Source organism: Algoriphagus namhaensis (assembly GCF_042649705.1).
GTDB lineage: Bacteria > Bacteroidota > Bacteroidia > Cytophagales > Cyclobacteriaceae > Algoriphagus > Algoriphagus namhaensis.
In genome coordinates, this window is sequence record NZ_JBHRZS010000002.1 from 271,083 (window position 1) to 291,539 (window position 20,457).

General features: G+C 41.7%; 16 protein-coding genes. 8 read left to right on the forward strand and 8 right to left on the reverse strand.

Annotation, left to right across the window (positions count from 1 at the left end; all coding sequences use genetic code 11):
- Positions 1-5: 5 nt before the first annotated feature.
- Positions 6-725, reverse strand: a complete 720-nt coding sequence (locus tag ACFOSV_RS01250; RefSeq protein ID WP_377902565.1) for a class I SAM-dependent methyltransferase — start codon at positions 723-725, stop codon at positions 6-8.
- Positions 706-3,123 carry a YfhO family protein gene (locus tag ACFOSV_RS01255; protein WP_377902567.1) on the reverse strand — a complete coding sequence of 806 codons (2,418 nt, stop codon included), beginning with the start codon at positions 3,121-3,123 and terminating at the stop codon, positions 706-708. The genes ACFOSV_RS01250 and ACFOSV_RS01255 overlap by 20 nt, the downstream gene beginning before the upstream one ends.
- A gap of 159 nt (positions 3,124-3,282) precedes the next feature.
- Here ACFOSV_RS01255 and ffh point away from each other — a divergent pair, with 159 nt between their 5' ends.
- Entirely contained in the window at positions 3,283-4,620 is a 1,338-nt protein-coding gene (gene ffh, locus ACFOSV_RS01260; RefSeq protein ID WP_377902779.1) for a signal recognition particle protein, read from the forward strand.
- 108 nt (positions 4,621-4,728) lie between these two features.
- On the opposite strand, the gene ACFOSV_RS01265 is transcribed toward ffh, so the two are convergent.
- Complete coding sequence (locus ACFOSV_RS01265) at positions 4,729-5,472, reverse strand: LytR/AlgR family response regulator transcription factor (protein ID WP_377902569.1); 744 nt, start codon at positions 5,470-5,472, stop codon at positions 4,729-4,731.
- On the reverse strand, positions 5,469-6,542 hold the full coding sequence (locus tag ACFOSV_RS01270; RefSeq protein WP_377902571.1) for a sensor histidine kinase: 1,074 nt from the start codon (positions 6,540-6,542) through the stop codon (positions 5,469-5,471). The genes ACFOSV_RS01265 and ACFOSV_RS01270 overlap by 4 nt, the downstream gene beginning before the upstream one ends.
- A gap of 261 nt (positions 6,543-6,803) precedes the next feature.
- On the opposite strand from ACFOSV_RS01270, the gene ACFOSV_RS01275 reads away from it, so the two are divergent.
- On the forward strand, positions 6,804-9,311 hold the full coding sequence (locus ACFOSV_RS01275) for a TonB-dependent receptor domain-containing protein (protein ID WP_377902573.1): 2,508 nt from the start codon (positions 6,804-6,806) through the stop codon (positions 9,309-9,311).
- Between the two features lie 116 nt (positions 9,312-9,427).
- Here ACFOSV_RS01275 and ACFOSV_RS01280 read toward each other — a convergent pair whose 3' ends face one another.
- Complete coding sequence (locus tag ACFOSV_RS01280; RefSeq protein WP_377902575.1) at positions 9,428-10,405, reverse strand: pyruvate dehydrogenase complex E1 component subunit beta; 978 nt, start codon at positions 10,403-10,405, stop codon at positions 9,428-9,430.
- Positions 10,406-10,626: 221 nt separating this feature from the next.
- Here ACFOSV_RS01280 and ACFOSV_RS01285 point away from each other — a divergent pair, with 221 nt between their 5' ends.
- Complete coding sequence (locus ACFOSV_RS01285) at positions 10,627-11,130, forward strand: metallophosphoesterase family protein (protein ID WP_377902577.1); 504 nt, start codon at positions 10,627-10,629, stop codon at positions 11,128-11,130.
- Between the two features lie 40 nt (positions 11,131-11,170).
- Here ACFOSV_RS01285 and ACFOSV_RS01290 read toward each other — a convergent pair whose 3' ends face one another.
- Positions 11,171-11,314 (reverse strand): hypothetical protein, encoded by a 144-nt coding sequence (locus tag ACFOSV_RS01290; RefSeq protein WP_377902579.1) that lies wholly within the window; start codon positions 11,312-11,314, stop codon positions 11,171-11,173.
- Positions 11,315-11,477: 163 nt separating this feature from the next.
- On the opposite strand from ACFOSV_RS01290, the gene hisS reads away from it, so the two are divergent.
- Positions 11,478-12,839 carry a histidine--tRNA ligase gene (hisS, locus tag ACFOSV_RS01295; RefSeq protein WP_377902581.1) on the forward strand — a complete coding sequence of 454 codons (1,362 nt, stop codon included), beginning with the start codon at positions 11,478-11,480 and terminating at the stop codon, positions 12,837-12,839.
- Here the strand turns inward: hisS and ACFOSV_RS01300 are convergent.
- On the reverse strand, positions 12,836-13,117 hold the full coding sequence (locus ACFOSV_RS01300) for a hypothetical protein (protein ID WP_377902583.1): 282 nt from the start codon (positions 13,115-13,117) through the stop codon (positions 12,836-12,838). The two genes, hisS and ACFOSV_RS01300, sit on opposite strands and share 4 nt — an antisense overlap.
- Before the next feature lie 196 nt (positions 13,118-13,313).
- On the opposite strand from ACFOSV_RS01300, the gene ACFOSV_RS01305 reads away from it, so the two are divergent.
- Both ACFOSV_RS01305 and ACFOSV_RS01310 read left to right on the forward strand, forming a co-directional pair.
- The gene (locus tag ACFOSV_RS01305; protein ID WP_377902586.1) at positions 13,314-13,649 is read left to right on the forward strand and encodes a YbaB/EbfC family nucleoid-associated protein; all 336 of its coding nucleotides are present in this window, start codon (positions 13,314-13,316) and stop codon (positions 13,647-13,649) included.
- Entirely contained in the window at positions 13,646-14,641 is a 996-nt protein-coding gene (locus tag ACFOSV_RS01310) for a glycosyltransferase family 2 protein (RefSeq protein ID WP_377902588.1), read from the forward strand. The genes ACFOSV_RS01305 and ACFOSV_RS01310 overlap by 4 nt, the downstream gene beginning before the upstream one ends.
- Here ACFOSV_RS01310 and ACFOSV_RS01315 read toward each other — a convergent pair.
- Positions 14,638-14,856 (reverse strand): PspC family transcriptional regulator, encoded by a 219-nt coding sequence (locus tag ACFOSV_RS01315; RefSeq protein ID WP_377902590.1) that lies wholly within the window; start codon positions 14,854-14,856, stop codon positions 14,638-14,640. The genes ACFOSV_RS01310 and ACFOSV_RS01315 overlap by 4 nt on opposite strands.
- A gap of 125 nt (positions 14,857-14,981) precedes the next feature.
- Here ACFOSV_RS01315 and ACFOSV_RS01320 point away from each other — a divergent pair, with 125 nt between their 5' ends.
- Positions 14,982-16,706 carry a TPR end-of-group domain-containing protein gene (locus ACFOSV_RS01320; RefSeq protein ID WP_377902592.1) on the forward strand — a complete coding sequence of 575 codons (1,725 nt, stop codon included), beginning with the start codon at positions 14,982-14,984 and terminating at the stop codon, positions 16,704-16,706.
- A gap of 470 nt (positions 16,707-17,176) precedes the next feature.
- On the forward strand, positions 17,177-20,431 hold the full coding sequence (locus tag ACFOSV_RS01325) for a SusC/RagA family TonB-linked outer membrane protein (protein ID WP_377902781.1): 3,255 nt from the start codon (positions 17,177-17,179) through the stop codon (positions 20,429-20,431).
- Positions 20,432-20,457: the final 26 nt, after the last annotated feature.

Here is a 20,457-nt window from a genome sequence, read left to right on the forward strand (position 1 = left end):
AGTCTTTACTTTAAAATTCCGTGTCTTAGTCGGATGCGAATTCTTTCTTTCAGCACGGCCCATTTGCCTAAAGCATGTGTTTCGTCTAGATCTTTTGCGGAGCGAAAAACAAAGTATTGGTAATCTTTTTCATGGTAAAAAATGGAGTAGGTTTCCATTTTTTCCAGATAAAACCCGGCTTTGGTAATGCTTTTAATTAAATCCCCAGAATCAAGTGGCTGATCGATAACTTGTAATTTTTGGGGTTCGTTTTGGATCATCCATTCTAGAAATCTCGGAGCAGGGATATGTACAAAGATCACTGAGTCTGCATGCGCATGCTTTCGGACGGTCTTGAAAAGTGGAGCATGCTGATCCACAGGAATGTGCTCAAGAACATCTGGAAATACAAAGAAGTCGAAAGTCTGCCCTGACTTTTCGAAATCTGACATATCGGACACTTCAAAGTGGAGGTTTTGCTGATCTTTCCAGAGTTTTTTTGCTTTGGAGATACTCTCCGGCGAGATGTCTACTGCGAGCACTTCCCCTTTTTTCAGATAAGTGGCCAATAGATGGCTGACCGTCCCGATGCCGCAACCTACCTCGAGCACGCGATGATGAGGCTCGAGACCTGCATCCACCAATTTATCCAAAATCTGGAGATGTCTGGAATTGATTCCTGTCACCTCTTGCTTCTCGGCAAACTGATCGTAATAACTGACGATTTTATCCTTCGACTCTTCCATTAGATTCTCTGATTGTGAGGTAAACCCCTGCAAAAAGGGATAGAATAATCAAATATTGGAAAATGATCATCGGGGTTTTGGTGGCATAATAGGACTTGGGAGCAAACTCAAAAACTACCTCATGGCTTCCTTCAGGAATTTGCAATCCACGTAGCAAGTAGTTTGTTCTTATGATCTCTGATTCAGCTCCATCCACTGTCGCAGTCCATCCAACCGGATAGAAAATCTCTGAAAATACAACCAAACCGGTCTTCTCCATATTCACCTCATACACCAGTTTGTTGGGCTGATGAGACTTCAATTCCACCCGTCCAGCTCCTGCTGATATGTTCGGATACTCTAGGGTATTGATTGTTGCAGCAAAAGCAGCGTTCATCTCACCAATCACTTCCATTTCTTCCTCGTTGGTGTCGACTTTGATTATTTCCCGAGGCACCCAAGCCGCTCCATTTGCCTCTGGATTTTCAAAAACAGCATTTGCCGCATTACCTGCCATGATGTACTTGGTATTCAGCATGTTCAGAGAGCGTAGACTTTGGTAATCAAAGTCTCCTTCCTGGGCCTTAGCGATAAAGGCCGATAGCTCTGGGTTGATTCTATAATCAATCAGATCTTGGTATCGACGCATTTTAGCTCCATGATATCCTCCGATGGCATGGAATCGATAGGAAGCCTTTCCCGCTTGGGTGATTCCTTCATTAAGATCCAGTACGCGGTAGTATGAGTTGTCTTTCTGAATCTCCGCCTCGGCTGGAGTCTCTGCGAAATAGGCTTTGGAAGGGCTTTTTTGGAAGGAATCTTCATTAAGGTAAGGACGATTGATCATCCAAAGGTCCAGAAGTACCAAAACAAAAAGTCCTGCTCCGAGCACTAAATCGCTAATTTTTTCTTTTAGGGTGAAATAAATCAAAGCTAGTGCTGCTGCCATAAAACCTAAACTTCTCCAAGCACTTGCTTGAAGCATGGACTTTCGGTCTGCTCGTAAGGCATCCACCAGCCAGTCTGGATAGTTTTGATCTCCCATAGCCGAGAATCTAAAGAGTCCCGCTCCAAGCGCCAAGATCAAGATCAATCCACATGTAGAAGCTGAAGCGATAAGTAGTGGCTTGAGTTTTTTATCGGCTACTGTGCGCTCCAAGGCAATCATTCCCAAGACTGGAATAGCGAACTGCGTCATGCCCAAAGCCATGGAAACTGCTCGAAACTTATTGTAAGCAGGAAGATAATCGAACAAGAAATAATTGATACTGCTGAGATTTTTGCCCCAAGAAAGCACTAAAGAAAGGATGATGATACTTCCAAAAGTGATTAAGGTCTCTTTTGGCGCAGCCCAAATCCCTAAAATCGCTAAGAAAACCAATATCACTCCGCCATAAATTGGTCCGCCGGTGAAAGGTTGATCACCCCAATAAGTGGGTGCATTAGCTACAAAACTATTGATCTGGGAAGGGTCTATACCGTTGCTTCGCATAGCCTTTTCTAAAGCTGAACCTTCGGGAAGGGGAGTGGCACTGCCGCCTCCATAGAAATCAGGAACCAGAAGCGTGAGAGACTCAAGGATGCCATTTGACCAGCCAAAGGCATATTCTTTATCTAGTCCAGCCTCCTTGGTTTCCAATGTCACCGCCCCTCTGGTAGAATATGTGCTGTATTCATAGGCCGTAGCCAATCTACCAATATTGGCTCCGACGGATAAAATTGCTGCTATTGCCAAAAACCCGATGGTTTTGCCAAGGGCAGGAAGTCCTTCTTTTTTCCAATTCATTGCCATCCAAACCAGCACATAGATCAAACAAATGATCAAGGTATAGTAGGTGATTTGGACGTGGTTGAATTTGAACTGTAGCATTAGACCCAAAGCCATAATAGCAGACCCGAGGAGACGCTTTTTATTTAGTGCCAAATGAATCCCAGCTAGAATAACTGGAATCAAACATTCTGCCCAGATTTTGGCATTATGTCCAGCTGCCAGACTGAGAAAATTAAATGAGTTAAATACGAAGGCCACACTGCCCACAGCGGCAAATGCCGGACGTACCCCAAAACTCAAGAGAAGTACATACATGGCCACCATACCCAGAAAAAGGCCATTTATGGGATGAGGTAGTCCTAATGTAAGAATTGAAACTACGGCATTGGTGATGTCACCAGGAAAGTCCATACTAATAAAATAGCCTGGCATACCCCCAAACATACTGTTGGTCCATAGGCCTTCTTCCCCCGTGGCCTCACGAAAATCCATCAGCTCTTTTGCGGAAGCCTCCCATTTCAAAATATCCGTTTGGAAGATAACCTCATTATTGAACACCAAAGGCGAAAAATAGGCCACTATTAAGGCATAAAACACTGCCACGCTGATCAGGTGTGGAAGCCAGTCTTTTTTAAAATCTAGGGTCATGAATTAGGTTTTTCTGAGAATCCAGTTTTGGGAGCTGCAAATTAGGAATTAAAACCCAAATGGCATGAAAATACCCGTTTGACTGACAGGATTAGCTCACTTCAGACTTTCTATCTGGCGCTAAAATCATTACTTTTGCAGCAAATACTAGCAGATAGCATGTTTGATAATTTAAGTGTAAAACTAGATCGCGCATTTAAGACCCTGAAGGGTACAGGAAAAATCACCGAGATCAACGTGGCCAGCACAGCCAAAGAGATCCGTAGAGCCCTGATCGATGCGGATGTCAACTATAAAGTAGCCAAGGAAGTAACCGATAAAATCCGAAATGAAGCGCTCGGTCGAGACGTATTGATTTCGGTTTCTCCCGGTCAACTTTTGGTAAAAATAACCCAGGAAGAGCTTACTAAGCTTATGGGGGGAACCAAAGTAGATATCAATCTAACAGGTGATCCTGCAGTGGTTTTGATCTCTGGTCTTCAAGGTTCGGGTAAAACCACCTTCACTGGAAAGCTTGGAGCTGCGCTCAAAAAGCAAGGACGTCAGGTGCTTTTGGTGGCTTGCGATATTTACCGACCAGCGGCGATAGATCAGCTAAAAGTCTTGGGTGAACAAATTGGAGTGGAGGTCTATGCTGAGCCAGAAAATAAAAATGCGCTCGAAATCGCGAATAATGCCATCGCCTACGCTAAGAAATCTGGTAAAAAGACGGTCATCGTCGATACCGCGGGTCGATTGGCCGTGGATGAGCAGATGATGAATGAAATTGAGGAGCTGAAAACTGCCCTCAAGCCTTCAGAGACGCTTTTTGTCGTAGACTCCATGACTGGTCAAGATGCGGTGAATACTGCAAAGACCTTTGATGAGCGTTTGAATTTTGATGGAGTGGTCCTCACCAAACTCGACGGTGATACCCGTGGTGGTGCAGCCATTTCCATTCGCCACGTGGTGAATAAGCCGATTAAGTTTATCTCCACCGGAGAAAAAATGGAAAATCTGGATGTCTTCCATCCAGATCGTATGGCACAGAGAATCCTCGGAATGGGGGATGTGATTTCCTTGGTGGAACGAGCTCAGCAGTCCTTTGACGAGGACGAAGCGAAGCGTATCAATGCCAAAATCCGTCAGAACAATTTCAATTTTGATGATTTCCTTTCTCAGCTCGAGCAGGTCAAAAAGATGGGTAACCTGAAGGATCTGATGGGGATGATCCCGGGAATGGGCAAAGCCATGAAAGGATTAGACATAGATGACGATTCCTTCAAGCCTATTGAGGCGATCATTCGAAGTATGACTCCAGCAGAGCGCGCCAATCCAGATCTGATTGACGGAAGTCGAAGAAAACGATTAGCTGCAGGCTCAGGACGAACTATCGTAGAAGTCAATAACCTGATGAAGCAATTTGCCGACATGCGCAAAATGATGAAGCAGATGAATAAAATGGGCGGTGCGAAAGCGGCCATGGGCAAGCTGATGCCTGGGATGGGTAAGCGTTAAAAGAGAATTCAAATAAATATCTGATGGTTCGAGCTTGGCTGCATAGACGGTTGAACTCGAACCATTTTTTTTACTTCTACTAAAAAAGTTGTCTTTCAGATTTATGGCTCAACTCATCCACCGACTCATAAACTCTAAAAAAGCCGATTTGTAGTTTTCGCCGACATGAATGGAGTTTTGACCGATATTGATTTCATTTTTAGAAACAGAATCGATATGCGCCAAAGAGATAATAAAGGACCGGTGCACTCTCATAAACTGATCGGATGGCAGAAGTTCCTCCATGCTTTTTAGGCTAGTCAAAGAGAGCAAGGGGTTTGGTCGTGAAGCGAGATGAACTTTTACATAGTCCTTGTATGCTTCCACATGCGTGATATCGTCGAGTTTTACCTTGACTAGTTGATACTCTACTTTCAGAAAAATATAATCCGTTTGAGTTTCCTCGACTGTGTTGCTCTGGATCTTGGGTCTATCTATCCGCTCGAAATAGTTGTAGGCTTTGGTTACTGCCTTCAGAAATTCCTCGTAGCTGTAAGGCTTGAGCAGGTAGTCTAGAGCATCCACCTTGTAGCCTTCGATCGCAAATTGATTGTATGCAGTAGCAAAAATAATTCGGGTATCTGCTTTATCCTTTTTTCCGTCCAATACGCGGGCCAGTTCCATCCCAGAGAGATCTGGCATTTGGATGTCCATCAAGACGAGTTGGATATCATTTGCATTAATAAAGGCAAGGGCTTCTACCGCACTGGTAAACTTTCCCTCAAGCTTTAAAAAGGAGGTCTGCTCGATAAATTTACAGACTAAGTCCAGAGCTAGTGGTTCGTCATCTATTGCTACGCAAGAAATAATCATTCGAGTGAGATGGTCAGGTTTACCCAATACTCATTATTGGATTCGTCTTTACCAAATTTAATTCGATGTTTATTGGGATAAAGTAGGTCAAGTCTTCTGCGAGTATTGACCAATCCAATACCATTTTCTTTAGCTTCAGGGCTATCTGGATGAAGCGGGAAGATGTGGTTTCTTGTTTCAAAAAATAGGGTTTTTCCCATTAATTCCATTTTGATCAAGATTTCACTTTCCTTTTGGCCACTCACTCCGTGTTTGAAGCAATTCTCCAGAAAAGGAAGTAATAGCATGGGTGCAATCAGTAAGTCTTCGTTAGGCTCTTCGATTTGAAGGTTGAGATGTACTTTCGGAGAAAGACGCATTTTCATCAGTTCCACATAGTCATTGATAAAGCTGATCTCTTTATTTAAGGATGTTTCATCTTTTTGATTTTCATACAATACATAGCGCATCATTCTCGATAATTTGAGCAAAGCTTCTTGCGCTTTCTGCACATCGATATTAGTCAGCGAGTAAATATTGTTGAGTGTATTGAAGAAAAAGTGTGGATTGATTTGAGCCTTTAAATAGGAAAGTTCCGTTTTTATCCGCTGTTTGTCCAGCTCCACACGGAGAGCTTCATCTTTTTGCCATTTTTGCACTGAAGCCACAGAGGTGCTGACCCCTACAGATAGAAGATAAAGCATCAATACAAATAGGTCACCGAAGAACCATCTTCCTCTAGGTACATATTCCTTATCAGGATTGAATGCCTTAAACATCAATTCAGGAAGGTTACTGAGATTTTCAAAATAAATGGTAAGTCCCAGGAAAAAGACTCCACCGAGTATTACAACCAAGAGATATAATCCGACTTTATCTTTTAGAAGAATTCTAGGAACAAAGATGAGCATGTTGCCATAGAAAATAATCAGTAGGAGAATGGCTAGGAAGATTTGTTTAGCCCAGTAAACTGAAGGAAGATCCACACGATAGGATAGGGGAAGTAGCAGCAACAAGACCATACTCATAGTTACCCATCCTAGGATGTGGACTAATACGGAGACTCTTCTTGGAGATGTGATTGAGGTCATAAGCACTGATTAGAACTGAAAAGTAAGGATTTTGTGTCGGAGTGTGCGAGACTAATCGCCTGATCACCTCTCAGGATCGATGAATCCGAGGATTGACTAGACAAAAGCTACAAATTAGGTCGATTTAGGTTTCGTCTGCTGAGAATGGGGTTTTGTCGAGACAATCCACGAGACCGTCTATTAACTTATAAAGTAAGAAACAAAAAGACTGAGATTTGGGTCTTAGTGTTGGAAACCATAATCAACTATCGGAACCAAGTCATGAAAAAATCTACTTATCTATTTTTATTTATTTCCCTTTTTAGTTTGCAAACAGCCTTTGGGCAGAATGCAGCAAAAGAGGAAAAACCTGTTCGAATTGTGGGTGTTGCTGTCACCGGAGAGGCTGAAGAGCCAGTGCCATACGCTACTGCAGCACTTGTGAATCCTGAAGACGGAACTACAATAGCTGGAGCTGTGGCAGACGGAGAAGGTAAATTCTTTATCGCAGGTTTCGGTCTGGGTACTTATACCCTTCAATTGTCATTTATTGGTTTTGAGCCTATTTCTGTCAGAGGAATTGAAGTGAAGACCTTGACCGGCGAAATCAACCTTGGTAATATCAAAATGGAAGATGAGGGCGTGGCTCTCGAAGAAGTAACGGTGCAAGGTCAGCGTGATCTTATCGAGGAGCGAGTGGATCGAACCATTTATAAAGCTGAAAACGATAAAACCACTGCAGGTGGGGATGCAACTGACGTACTTCGCAGAGTACCGATGCTTTCTGTAGATTTTGATGGAAATGTTTCCATGCGCGGAAGTAGCAATATTCAGGTTTTGATCGATAATAGACCATCAGCAATCGCTGCAAGTTCTATTGCAGACGCACTTCGTCAAATTCCTGCAGACGAAATTAAGGCAGTGGAAGTGATCACGTCACCATCTGCAAGATTTGATGCAGAAGGAACAAGTGGTGTAATCAATATCGTCACCAAGAAAAACAATCTGACGGGAATGACCTTGAATGTCAACAGTGGTTTTGGACTCAGGGGATCAAACTTGAGCTTGAATGGTTCGGCTCGTACCAAAAAACTAGGTTTCTCAGTGGGTGGTTTTGGCCGAACAGGCTATAATATCAATGGTCGTTTTGAAAACGAGCAAATGTTCACTACTCCAGATAACTCTCTTGCTAGCGTTCTTCAGGAAGCCGATACGAGAAGAAATGACTTGTTTGGTAGATACAATTTCGGGGTCGATTATGACATTGATAAGTATAATTTCTTGACTGGTGCGGTGAATTTTGGAATCAGAAATTCAAACAACTATCAGGAAAATTTCTTCACCGAAAATTATCAAGAAGGACAATTAATCAACCGAGCGTTGAGAGAGACAGATGTGGTGGACGAATCAAATACGGTTGATGTCAGCTTGAACTACACCAAAACGTATGAGAAGAAGGGTAAGGAATTTAGTATTCTGACTCTTTACAGCAGAAATAAGCGTGAAAATTCCTTTACGAACATTCTTTTCGAGGATGATTTCCAGACAATAGATTCTAGACTTAGAAACGACAACCCAAGTAAGAATGAGGAATTTACTATTCAGTTGGATTTTGTAAATCCTATGGGAGAAGATGGAAATTCAATTCTAGAGTATGGAGCTAAGAACATTTTGCGACGTGCATTCTCTGATTTCTCATATCTCCAAGCTGATGGAGCGGACGGTGAGTATGTAGAAAATGAAAACCCTGCACTGAACAACGACCTGACTTACGATCAAAACGTTACTGCAGGATATGCTTCCTATACGTTCAATCTTTTGAAAAACTACACATTAAAGACCGGTCTTCGCTACGAGTACACTATGATCAATGCGGACTTCCGAGATGAGACAGAAGCTAACATTCCTTCTTACGGGACCCTTGTGCCAAGTGTGAATGCAAGTAGAAAATTGAAGAATGGAAATCTGATCAAAGCGGCATACAACAGAAGAATATCAAGACCTTCTCTACGTTTTATTAACCCTAACATTGACGCATCTAACCCAAGCCAGATTTCACAAGGTAATCCACTTTTGGATCCTGAGTTGACTGATAATTACGAGCTTGGCTACAGTACTTTCTTCAAAGGTTTGGTATTGAATTTTACAGGATTCTATAGAAATACTACCGGGTCTATTCAAGCAGTACGAACTGTGCAAGATGATGATATCATTTTCACAACGTATGAGAATATTGGTAGAGAGCAAGCGGTGGGTACTAATATGTTTACCAGTATCACACTTGGAAGCAAGCTTTCTTTCAATGGTGGATTTGATCTCTACTATGCGATGCTTGAAAATGGTTTGACTGATCCACTTCTAGCTGCGGAAAACCAAGGCTGGGTTATTAGCGGTAGAATGTTCGGTAATTATACCTTACCTAAAAACTGGCAGGTTCAATTGTTTACGTTCGCCAGAGGTAGAAGAGTACAACTTCAAGGTACCTCAGGTGGCTTTGCGGTCTACGGTTTGAGTTTGAATAAGCAGTTTGCAGAGAAGAGAGGAAGCATTGGATTCGGTGCCGAAAACTTCTTGGCCAAAGAGTTCATCATCAGAAATGAGTTGAGTACTCCAACTATCATGCAGAGCAGTACCAGTGCGTTGCGAAACATGAACTTTAAAGTGAATTTCAGCTATAGAATAGGTAAACTATCTATGGATGATAGACCAAGAAGAAGAAGAAAGTCTATAAACAATGACGATCTTAAAGAAGCTGGTGGAGGACAAGGGGAAATGAATCAGAATAGATAAAATAGACAAAAGGCCCTGAACATTCAGGGCCTTTTTTGTCTTTTATTAATACATAATAGATAGATTGAGTAACAAAAAACCCTGACTTGGTAAGTCAGGGCTTTTTTTTGATTCACTTATTTATAAGTCACTTTTTTAACTGCTTCAATAGTCCGCTTTATATTCGGAATGGTTGCTTCGATGTATGTGGGCGCATAACTCAATGGAATATCCATGGAGTTGACCCGAATAACTGGAGCGTCTAAGTAATCAAAAGCATGACGCTGCAAATGATAGGCGATTTCAGATGATAGTGCCGCAATTGGATTAGCTTCTTCAATTACCACCGCACGGTTAGTTTTTTTCAAAGATTCCACACAGGTGGCATAATCAATCGGACGCACAGTTCTTAGATCAATAACTTCTGCATCAATGCCATCTTTAGCTAATTCTTCAGCTGCCTCATTGGCAACTTTCATCATTTTGCCAAAAGAAATCAAAGTGACATCCGTTCCTTTACGAACTACGTCTGCCACACCGATTGGAATGAGATATTCACCTTCGGGCACATGGCCTTTATCTGAATACATCAACTCAGACTCCATGAAAATCACTGGATCTGGGTCACGTATTGCCGCCTTGAGCAGGCCTTTCGCGTCCTGTGGATTGGAAGGAACAATGACTTTTAAGCCTGGAGTATTGGCAAACCAGTTTTCAAAATTTGAAGAGTGAGTGGCGCCTAGTTGTCCAGCATTCCCGGTAGGGCCTCTGAATACCACTGGCACACTGTAGGCTCCGCCTGACATGGCTAGCATTTTAGCTGCAGAATTGATGATCTGGTCTATGGCCACCAAGGAAAAGTTAAATGTCATGAACTCGATGATTGGTCTCAATCCGTTCATGGCAGCTCCTACACCAAGACCTGCGAAGCCAAGCTCTGAAATCGGCGTATCATACACTCGATCCGGGCCAAACTCATCTAGCATCCCTTGAGAAACTTTGTAGGCTCCATTATATTCTGCGACTTCTTCACCCATCAAGAAGACGTTTTTGTCACGTCTCATCTCTTCGTTCATGGCCTCCCGAAGGGCTTCTCGAAACTGTAGTTCTCTCATTCGGTTTATACAAAATTTAGGGTGGTAAAAATAGAAAGGAATTGCCCAAAAGCAAAGGTATAGATTCTATTCTCCGTGGAATTAGCCTAAGTCGGATAGGGATTCTTTCGAATATCTAAGGCAAAGACTTGGGATAAGCTTATGGTTCAGGCCTATTTCTTCTCTACTTTTGTTGGATTAGCTTTGCCAGAAGGCAAACTCAAATCTAAAAGACGGTACAAATGTCTATCAAAATTGGGCTCATCTCAGACTCCCATAGCCATATTGATGAAAAAACTATTTCACTCCTAGAGGATGTGGATGAAATCTGGCATGCAGGTGATATCGGTGATATTCAAGTCATGGATAAACTGCCCAAAGGAAAGAAAATCAGAGCGGTCTGGGGAAATATTGATGACTCGCTTGCTCAAGAGCGATATCCAGAGTGGCAGGAATTTGAATTGGAAGGAGCGAAGATTCTTATGACACATATCGGAGGTAAACCGCCTCGGTATGCTAAGGGAATCAAGGCAAGAATAGTAAAGGGTAAGCCAAATGTTTTTATTTGTGGGCATTCTCACATTTGCAAGGTGGAATTTGATCAGGGTGCCAATTGCCTGTATTTAAATCCCGGAGCCATCGGAAGGCAAGGTTTTCACCACATGCGAACCTTCTTGAAATTTGAGCTGGATTCGGGACAGATAAAAAATCTGAATGTAATCGAATTAGGAAAAAGAGGACAATAAAAAAGGCGACCTAGGTCGCCTCAAAATGCTTTAGTAAAGCTTATTTTTCAAAAGACTTCTTAAGCTCTTCTACATCCACATTCTTAATCACCGGCTTTGCTGAAAGCTGCTTGATTTTGATGATGCGAGTGTTTTGACCTTGTCTCTTTCTCCTTAGTTTTCTCTTTAGCGTAGTGACTGCCATGATCTTATAGTTTGTATAGTTGCTTCGAATCGGAGGGCAAATGTAGGAAATCATATTTGTATACCCTATAAAATTGTCTAAAAAATACCAGAGAAAGGAGGCTCATCCGGCTTCGTTTCACAATTAATCAATAAATTTGACCTTCAAACCGATCAAAAAGTTCATGCAAAAGCCTTCTCTTCCAAAAGGAACCCGAGATTTTGGAACCCTCCAAATGGCCCGGAGAAACTATATTCTAGATACCATCCGTAAGTCTTTTGAATTGTTTGGATACCAGCAGATCGAGACTCCCGCAATGGAAAATCTCAGTACACTCACAGGTAAATATGGAGATGAGGGTGATCAATTGATCTTTAAAATCTTGAATAGTGGGGATTATTTGAAAAAGGTTGATGCTCAGGATATTTTGAAGGGGTATAAGGACACGCTTCCAAAAGTCGCTGAAAAGGGACTTCGATATGATTTGACTGTTCCCTTTGCACGATTCGTGGTAATGAATCGGAATGAGCTGACTTTCCCTTTCAAGCGTTACCAGATTCAGCCTGTATGGAGGGCAGATCGGCCACAGCGCGGTAGATATCGGGAATTTTACCAATGTGATGCCGATGTGGTGGGAACGGATAGTTTGGTGTGTGAGGCAGAAATTGTGCTTTTGATTCGTCGGGTATTTTCCCAGTTATCGATTAAGAATTATTCCATCAAACTGAATAACAGAAAGATCCTCACAGGCATTGCCGAGAGGATCGGAGCTGCGGGAAAGGAAGATTCGCTCTGCGTAGCTATTGATAAGCTAGATAAGATTGGTTGGGAAAAGGTGAAAGAGGAGTTGATCGGAAGAGAATTTTCGGATGATTCCATTCAGCAGCTTCAACCGATTATAGGTCTTGATGGGGCGACGACTGAGAAAATAGCTTTTTTAAAGGAGTTTTTACAGAGTAGCGAAACGGGCCTTAAGGGTGTTTCCGAATTGGAAGAGGTGATTCAAACCTTAAAATTCATGGGAGAGGGAGAGGAGCATCTAGACTTTGATGTGGTACTGGCTCGTGGTCTTTCGTATTATACAGGTGCTATTTTTGAAGTAAAAATTGATGGTGTTTCCGTTGGCTCAGTGAGTGGTGGAGGCAGATACGACGACCTGACGGGGGTGTTTGGACTCTCTGGAGTTTCGGGTGTAGGATTTAGCTTCGGTGTTGATCGTCTATATGATGCCCTGGATGAGCTCGATTTATTTCCGGAACAAGCCAGTGAAAGCACCAAGGTCCTTTTGGTCCATTTTGATCAGAAAGGCTATGAATATGGACTCGGTCTAGTACAGAGATTCAGAAAAGCTGGGGTCAAAGCTGAAGTTTTTCCCGATGTGGTCAAGGTCAAGAAGCAATTCGATTACGCAGCAAAAAAAGGAATTCCATTCGCAGGTATTTGCGGCGATAATGAAATTGAGAATTCTACTTTGGTGATAAAAAATCTAGAAACTGGCGAACAGGAAATCCTTTCTCCAGAAGCTGTGATCGAACAGCTATCTTAATGTACTGAATGAATAGCTCGAATAGGAATAGACTTTCCTCCCTTTAAGGAGATAAAATCTTCTCCTACCGCCCAGACAGTTGTATGAACCTGATGGAGGCTTCCGTCTCGAGTTTCGAAGGTGATGAATACTTTGGTTTGTAGGAGGTTGCCAAGAGTTTGGGCTCGCTGCAGTTCAGCAAATCTTTGCTTTCGCTGATCCGGAGTCGTCAAGACATCCTCCCTAGCAAACGAAAGCTCAGAAAGAAGTTCCTTTTCGATAATTGCTAGTGTTTTCATGAGTTTTTGGTTGATGTTGATTAAACAGAATCATTGGCTGCTAGGTTGCCTAAAATATTTTAATAATTATCATAAAAATAAATTTATCGGAATTTTATTTCGTTAAAACAAGTTGTTGCATTATAAAAATTTTATTTTGGTACTTTAAATCACGAACGCAATTGCCATATATTTGTCTGAAGCGAAAGAAAAAAATATGTTTGATCTAATGGGAATGATGGGCAAAGTCAAAGAAGCCCAAGCAAAAATTAAAGAAGTCCAAGCTCGTTTGGTCTATTTGACAGCAGAGGGAGAATCCGGAGCGGGCATGGTCAAGGTGACTGTGAATGGAGAGCGAAAAGTGGTGAGTATTGACATGGATGACTCACTAGTAAATCCGAACGATGCTGAAATGCTTCGCGATCTTATTGTCGCAGCCACAAATAAAGCCATGGAAGCCATTGATGTGAAAATCAAGGCTGAGATGAAATCTGCGACCGATGGAATGCTTCCAAATATTCCCGGGATGGATTTTGGTAATATGTTTGGATGAAATCCTGCGCCATTGTCATTTTGAACTTCAATGGGGAGAAGATTCTTCCCGTTTTTTTGCCTTCGGTGGTTTCCGAAAGTTCAAGTGACATATGGGTTATAGATAATGCAAGTACCGATGGTTCTATCGCACTCCTCCAAAATGATTTTCCTAAGGTAGGATTGATTCAGTTGAGTGATAATTTCGGTTTTGCAGGAGGGTATAACTGGGGTCTGGAACAACTGAAAGGCCAGTATCAGAATTACATTCTACTCAATTCAGATGTGGAGGTTACCCCTAGCTGGGACACCAAATTAAATGAGGCACTCGTCGCGCATCCGAATTATGCAGCCTTACAGCCGAAAATTCTCTCATGGAATAAACGAAGTGAATTTGATTATGCAGGAGCTGGCGGAGGTTATTTAGATGATTTGGGATATCCTTATTGTCGGGGTAGAATCTGGAATAGTATTGAAATAGATAAAAGTCAATATGATGACTTTGCGACAGTGGATTGGGCTTCTGGAGCTTGCATGATCATTCGTTCCGAGGTATTTCATGACTTAGATGGTTTTGACGCTCATTTTTTTGCTCACATGGAAGAAATTGATCTCTGCTGGCGGATAAGATCTCAAGGATTTCAAGTAGGATATATCGGAGAAGTAGAAGTCTATCATCAAGGCGGAGCTACTTTGCAGCGAAGCAGCCCAAATAAGTTGTACTTAAATATCCGCAATAGCCTTTCTATGCTCTACAAGAATCAGAGCTCAGGCAGATTTTGGCTTATTTTTATGCTTAAAGGCTTTTTGGAAAGCATAGCCGCATTAGGGTATTTAATTACGGGTAAAGCTTCTTCAGGGAAAGCCGTGTTTAAGGGATATCGTGATTTTTTGAGTAGACGCAAGCTCCTTGTGAAAGCAAAGTCATCTCAAGAGGTTAAAAGTATGGGACCTTCAAAAGTTATTTTCTGGGATTATTTTTTTCGAAAAAAAAAGACCTTCGGAAAGCTTTAATCAAAAAGTACTGGATTATTCATTTTTCTAAAATACTTTCGAATCTTCATCATCATGGCCATGCTCACATACATGATCACAGGAGAACCGAAAGTAATAAAGGAAGCGTAAATGAAAAAAAGGCGAATGCTATCAATCGGGAAATTAAGTTTTTCTCCAAGTCGAGAGCATACCCCAAAAGCGTGTTCTTCGAAGAATAGTTTTAGTTTTTCCATATCGATTGTCCTAATTTAAGCTGAATAATAAAAAATAGATGGTGTCACAATAAGTATAAATTATGCAAAGAACCGTTTTGTTTTTATTGTCCTTAATTTTTTTTATTGGCTTTGCTTCCCAAGGCATGGCAAAATTGATGCCTGAGTACGAATACCTTAAAGAAACCAAACTTCTTCCTACAAAGCTACAGTATCATCGGGACTCGGTCAAATTTGAAGTCTCAGGAGAGATCCCCGTCCTTTCGGTGCTACTTCCACGAAACCCGAAATTAAAGCTTGTCTTTAAGCATTCCGATAAAATTATTGATCTAGGTTGGTTGGAATTAAATAAAGGTGTCTCTTCATACACGTACAAATCAAGCTATTCCTTTGTCTATAAACCATGGATGGACACGGCGATCTTAGAATTGCAGTTTTTTCAAGGGAAAAAAGAGTCCGATCTGCCTTATGAGGTGAAGATCTTGGCTAGAGGAGTGATTACCTCACCACTTTTGGCCAAAGTAGGAAAGGCTCAAGCGAATGAACCTATCCCGGCTGTTGGGATGTACATTCCTACTGGCCTGCTCGATGTTGATTTAATGCAGTCCAAGTCTTTTAGTTTTTATTTCTCTCCTGGTGAATCCGAATTTTCGCCAAGTCTCAAATCAAATCGAGAAGAAATCGAAGCGCTGCAGCGATTTTTAATTGCCAATCCTTCGATTGAGTCTTTCAAGATCACCGGAATCCAATCTCCAGAACGTGAAGAAGGTAGGGATAGTAGACTTGGTAACGATAGGGCACAGGCTCTGTCCCAGTATTTGCTGGCGAATAAAATAATTCTAGACTCATCTAGAATGGACGTGACTAGCCGATGGAATGACTGGTTTGACTTTAGGCTTTTACTCAGAGAGTATACAGACTTGTCGACTAGTCAGCGAGATACCTATTATGATATATTATTGAATGGAGATCCTTACGAATCTCAGCGGGAAGCACTTAGCAGGCTAGCAAGCTTTCCCAAAGTTTCCCGAGCCTTGTATCCTCGCCTAAGAGTAGCAAAATTAGAGGTCAGCGCGAGGCCTGTACAAGGACTAAATGCCCAAGAAAGTCAGAGGCTTCAGAAAGCCTTGGCCGGAGACGGACTTAATTCTGAATTATCCATGCTGGATTGGGCTTTGGCAGGTGAGACTTCCCCTCGACTGGAGGATAAGGATAAGATTTATATCAAAATGACTGAGTTGTTTCGTACAGCACTACCTTATAATAACCTGGCCGTGGTGAAAATGAGGCAAGCACAGCGGTCTTTGATTGTGACCGAGAGAGATTCGTTGTTGCTGAGAGCGGAAGTATTACTGCGCCAAGCCGAGAGAATCGAAGCTAGTCCTTATATACTGCATAACTTGGGACAAATTCTAGTTTTGAAAGGGGAGTACTGGGAGGCGTACAAAAAACTATCAGATGCTACCACACTGACAAGGAGAGAAGATTTTCTCAAGATTAATGAGAGTCTAAGAGGCGCATTGGATATTATTCGAGGCGACTACAAATTGGCGACTTTGCGGTTTGATTATGAGTACTCCGAGCCAAAGGATTTTTTCAATAAGGGATTAGCCTATTATATGGCCAAAGATTATGCGAATGCTACTCTGTTTTTTGAGGAGTCGGTTTTTGCGCGGAGAGACTATGGCTATGGCTTTTATGGCTTGGCCATGGTAGCAGCGGCGAGTAATCAAAAGGAAGTTGCCTTAATTCATTTGACAAAGGCCATAGATTCAAACGAAGTGCTTTATCAAAAAGCTTTGGTAGATCCCATTTTTGAGGAACTAAGGAGTTCCCAAGAATTTTTTGAGATATTCAGAAAAGGCGAGTGAAAATTTTTCAAACAGGGGTCTGAGGTTAATTATTTGGATGGCTTTTTCATAACTTCCTTTTATACTGGTGTATACCATTGATTTTGCTCATTTGATTTATGATTTATCCTCGAAATCGATTGAAATGGCTTTTGAGTGATAAAAAAAAAGCAATTTTTATCTCGCTTTGAATTTGAAATGTGTTTTAGATTATTTAACATTGATAATTAAGATATTAACAAAAACCCAAAAAAAGTTGCCTATGACTCATTTCCCCTAGCTGTTTTAACACTCAAAAAAGCATCTAAGGATGCCTCAAACCTAAAAGGGTTTAGCCCTATTGTTGGTACGTAAGTACTTGGTTATAATGGCAATAGAGTTCTGAAATTCAGGACATAATCTGTTGCAATTATTTTGAGAATAATCGCAAACGATTGCACAAAATTATTTACGACAAGCATTTGAAACTAATCTTGTTACTCAATCTATCTATGTTTATGAAAAATGTTTACAAAAGTCTAAGCGCATTACTAATGCTCTTAGTTCTTACTGGAGCCACTGCCTTTGCGCAGAAAACGGTTACCGGTACAGTACTTGACGAGTATGATGTAGGCCTTCCCGGAGTTTCGATTCTGGTGAAAGGAACAACTACAGGTACCGCCACAGATATTGATGGAAATTTCTCCCTCAATGTTCCTAATGACAATGCCGTATTGGTATTCTCATTTATTGGTTACACACCTATCGAGCAAACCGTAGGATCAAGAAGTGTAATTGATGTAAAAATGACCCCTGACGAGCAAACACTAACTGAGCTGGTTGTGACGGGTTATACCATTGACTCTAGAAGAGAGACTACTGGTGCAATTGCAACAGTGGATCCTAAAGACTTGACCATTATCCCAACAGGTAATGTGGAGCAAACGCTTCAGGGTCGTGTTTCTGGTGTAACAGTCATCACAAACGGTCAGCCAGGTACTTCTTCTATCATTCGTGTTAGAGGATTTGGTGCATTTGGTGGTAATGAGCCACTTTATGTAGTCGATGGGGTGCCAGTAGGTTCTACCGATTTCTTGAATCCTGACGATATCGAGTCTACCACAGTTTTGAAAGATGCGGCAGCTGCTTCTATATATGGTGCTCGTGCTGCGAACGGTGTAATTATTTACACTACTAAGCGAGGTCGTCGAGGAAATCAAAAGATTCGTGTGGATTACAATGGTATGTATGGAGTAACTACTCCTGGCCAGGGTCTTGACATGATGAATCCTCAAGATTTTGCTGATTATACATGGTTGGCAGAGACAAATCAGGCTATTCTAGATGGACGTGCACCAGCTTATGGTCATCCACAGTTTGGATCTGGATCTACTCCCGTTCTTCCATACTATATCAATGTAGGAGGAGAGTCAGGTGTACCTGGGCCATTTACTCCAGACAGAATCGAAGCAGAAAGAGCAAAGTATAATATTGATCCATCTAAGGGTCCGATTTATCAGCTTGTGAGAGCTGCTACAGGTGAGGGAACTGATTGGTATGACGCTTTGACTCGTTCAGCGCCATTGAACAGACATTCAATTGGATTGAATGGTGGTTCTGAGACCTCTAGATTCTTCATTGGTCTTGGATTCCAGGAGCAAGCCGGTATCATGATTGGAAATGAATTTAAGAGATACTCATTGAGAGCTAACTCTGAGTTTGACGTAACCCCAAAATTGAGAATTGGTGAAAACTTCCAAGCTACTTATCGTCAAGTCCTAGGACAGCAAGGTGGTACTGGTGGTCGAGGTGTTTCTGATGATGAGAACGATATTCTTCAAGCTTTCAGAATGCCATCAATTATTCCAGTATATGATGAGTTTGGTGGGTACGGTGGTACTGCCGCAAGAGGCTTTAACAACCCAAGAAACCCTGTAGCCAACAGAGATGGTCAGGCAAATAACAGAAACTTCAATGCTAATATTTTCGGTAACATTTATGCTGAATATGATATTCTTGATGATTTAACTTTCCGAACTTCAATCGGTGGTCAGTATAACAACTACTATTTCTGGGGTTATTCTAGACTGCAGTATGAGAACTCTGAGAACAACTCAGCCTTTGGTTATAACGAAGGTTCAGGTTTTGAGTTTGGTTGGACTTTCACCAATACTTTGGCGTGGAAAAAGACATTTGATAAGCATGCATTCGATGTGATTTTAGGTCAGGAAGCTCTAAATACTGGAGCAGGTAGAGGGATGAGTGCTTCAGGGCAGAATCCATTCTCAACAGATCCAGACTTTGTGAATATTTCTAACCTTCCAGTTTCTTCACGTCAAGTGAATTCATTCTTGTTCAATGGTGTAAACTTTAACTCTTACTTCGGTAGAGTAAACTATACGTACAATGACAAGTATCTATTCAGTGCTGTTGTAAGACGTGACGGATCCTCAAGATTTGGTTCTAATGCGAGATACGGTACATTCCCTGCATTCTCTGCAGCTTGGAGAATTTCATCTGAAGGATTCCTTTCTGGCTCAACTTGGATTGATGATTTGAAAATCCGTGGTGGTTGGGGTCAAATGGGTAACTCGAACAACGTAGATCCAAATAACCAGTACTCTCTATTCGGAGGTACGGTAGGTGCTTCTTCATATGATATTGGCGGTACTAACTCTTCTGCGATTATTGGATTTAGAAGAACTCGAATTGGTAACCCTAATGCTCAGTGGGAAACCGCTGTTACAACCAATATTGGTTTTGATGGCACATTCTTCAACGGCCGATTGGATGTGATCTTTGACTGGTGGAAGAAAGATACTAAGGACTTGCTATTTACTGTACCAATTCCACAGACAGCAGGACCTAATGCTTCACCACCAGCAGTAAACATTGGTGAGATGTTGAATAGAGGTCTTGATTTGTACGTATCCACAAGAGGTAACCTTTCTAGTGAGTTTACATACGAATTGACCGTAACTGCAAGTACCTTGAAGAATGAAATCGTTTCATTGGCTCCAGGGTTGGAAATTATCACTTCTGTGAACCCAGCCTATAGAGGTATTCGTCCTATCAGAAACCAAGTGGGTGAGCCACTTTCGACTTTCTTCGGATACGATGTGGAAGGTCTTTTCAGAAATGCTGAAGATGTATCTAATCATGCAACTCAAGATGGAGCGGCTCCAGGTCGATTCAAGTTCAGAGATGCTAACGGTGACGGTGTAATTACTCCTGATGATAGAGTGGTTTTGGGTAATCCAGTTCCAGACTTTACCGGTGGTATGAACTTCACTGTTGGATACAAAGGATTTGATCTTTCTGCTTACTTCTATACTTCTATAGGAAATGAAATTTGGAACCAGTCTAGATGGTTTACGGACTTCTTCCAGACGTTTGAAGGAGCGGCTATTTCTGAGAGATTAAAAGATGCTTGGACTCCAACGAATCTAGATGCTGAAATTCCTGTCGTGGAGAAGACATCTAACTTCTCTACTTCAAATGTTGAGAACTCTTTCTATGTAGAAGACGGATCTTATCTTAGATTGCAGAACGTTACTCTAGGATATACTCTTCCAGCTTCTTTGTTGGAAAGATGGAGACTAGAGCGATTTAGAGTTTTTGCTTCGGCAAACAACTTGTTCACTATCACTGGTTATGAAGGCCTTGACCCAGCAGTGGGTGGAGATGCTGACTTGAGCTTTGGTATTGACGTAGGTAACTATCCGGTTACTCGTGGTTATACTTTCGGTGTTAATCTTAGCTTCTAAGAAACACTATTTTAAAAATCGAGTTA

Excerpts from the sequence above, each read along its gene's own strand:
- ACFOSV_RS01250 (WP_377902565.1), bottom strand. The coding sequence starts at position 725 with ATGGAAGAGTCGAAGGATAAAATCGTCAGTTATTACGATCAGTTTGCC.
- ACFOSV_RS01255 (WP_377902567.1), bottom strand. The coding sequence starts at position 3,123 with ATGACCCTAGATTTTAAAAAAGACTGGCTTCCACACCTGATCAGCGTG.
- ffh (WP_377902779.1), top strand. The coding sequence starts at position 3,283 with ATGTTTGATAATTTAAGTGTAAAACTAGATCGCGCATTTAAGACCCTG.
- ACFOSV_RS01265 (WP_377902569.1), bottom strand. The coding sequence starts at position 5,472 with ATGATTATTTCTTGCGTAGCAATAGATGACGAACCACTAGCTCTGGAC.
- ACFOSV_RS01270 (WP_377902571.1), bottom strand. The coding sequence starts at position 6,542 with ATGACCTCAATCACATCTCCAAGAAGAGTCTCCGTATTAGTCCACATC.
- ACFOSV_RS01275 (WP_377902573.1), top strand. The coding sequence starts at position 6,804 with ATGAAAAAATCTACTTATCTATTTTTATTTATTTCCCTTTTTAGTTTG.
- ACFOSV_RS01280 (WP_377902575.1), bottom strand. The coding sequence starts at position 10,405 with ATGAGAGAACTACAGTTTCGAGAAGCCCTTCGGGAGGCCATGAACGAA.
- ACFOSV_RS01285 (WP_377902577.1), top strand. The coding sequence starts at position 10,627 with ATGTCTATCAAAATTGGGCTCATCTCAGACTCCCATAGCCATATTGAT.
- ACFOSV_RS01290 (WP_377902579.1), bottom strand. The coding sequence starts at position 11,314 with ATGGCAGTCACTACGCTAAAGAGAAAACTAAGGAGAAAGAGACAAGGT.
- hisS (WP_377902581.1), top strand. The coding sequence starts at position 11,478 with ATGCAAAAGCCTTCTCTTCCAAAAGGAACCCGAGATTTTGGAACCCTC.
- ACFOSV_RS01300 (WP_377902583.1), bottom strand. The coding sequence starts at position 13,117 with ATGAAAACACTAGCAATTATCGAAAAGGAACTTCTTTCTGAGCTTTCG.
- ACFOSV_RS01305 (WP_377902586.1), top strand. The coding sequence starts at position 13,314 with ATGTTTGATCTAATGGGAATGATGGGCAAAGTCAAAGAAGCCCAAGCA.
- ACFOSV_RS01310 (WP_377902588.1), top strand. The coding sequence starts at position 13,646 with ATGAAATCCTGCGCCATTGTCATTTTGAACTTCAATGGGGAGAAGATT.
- ACFOSV_RS01315 (WP_377902590.1), bottom strand. The coding sequence starts at position 14,856 with ATGGAAAAACTAAAACTATTCTTCGAAGAACACGCTTTTGGGGTATGC.
- ACFOSV_RS01320 (WP_377902592.1), top strand. The coding sequence starts at position 14,982 with ATGGCAAAATTGATGCCTGAGTACGAATACCTTAAAGAAACCAAACTT.
- ACFOSV_RS01325 (WP_377902781.1), top strand. The coding sequence starts at position 17,177 with ATGTTTATGAAAAATGTTTACAAAAGTCTAAGCGCATTACTAATGCTC.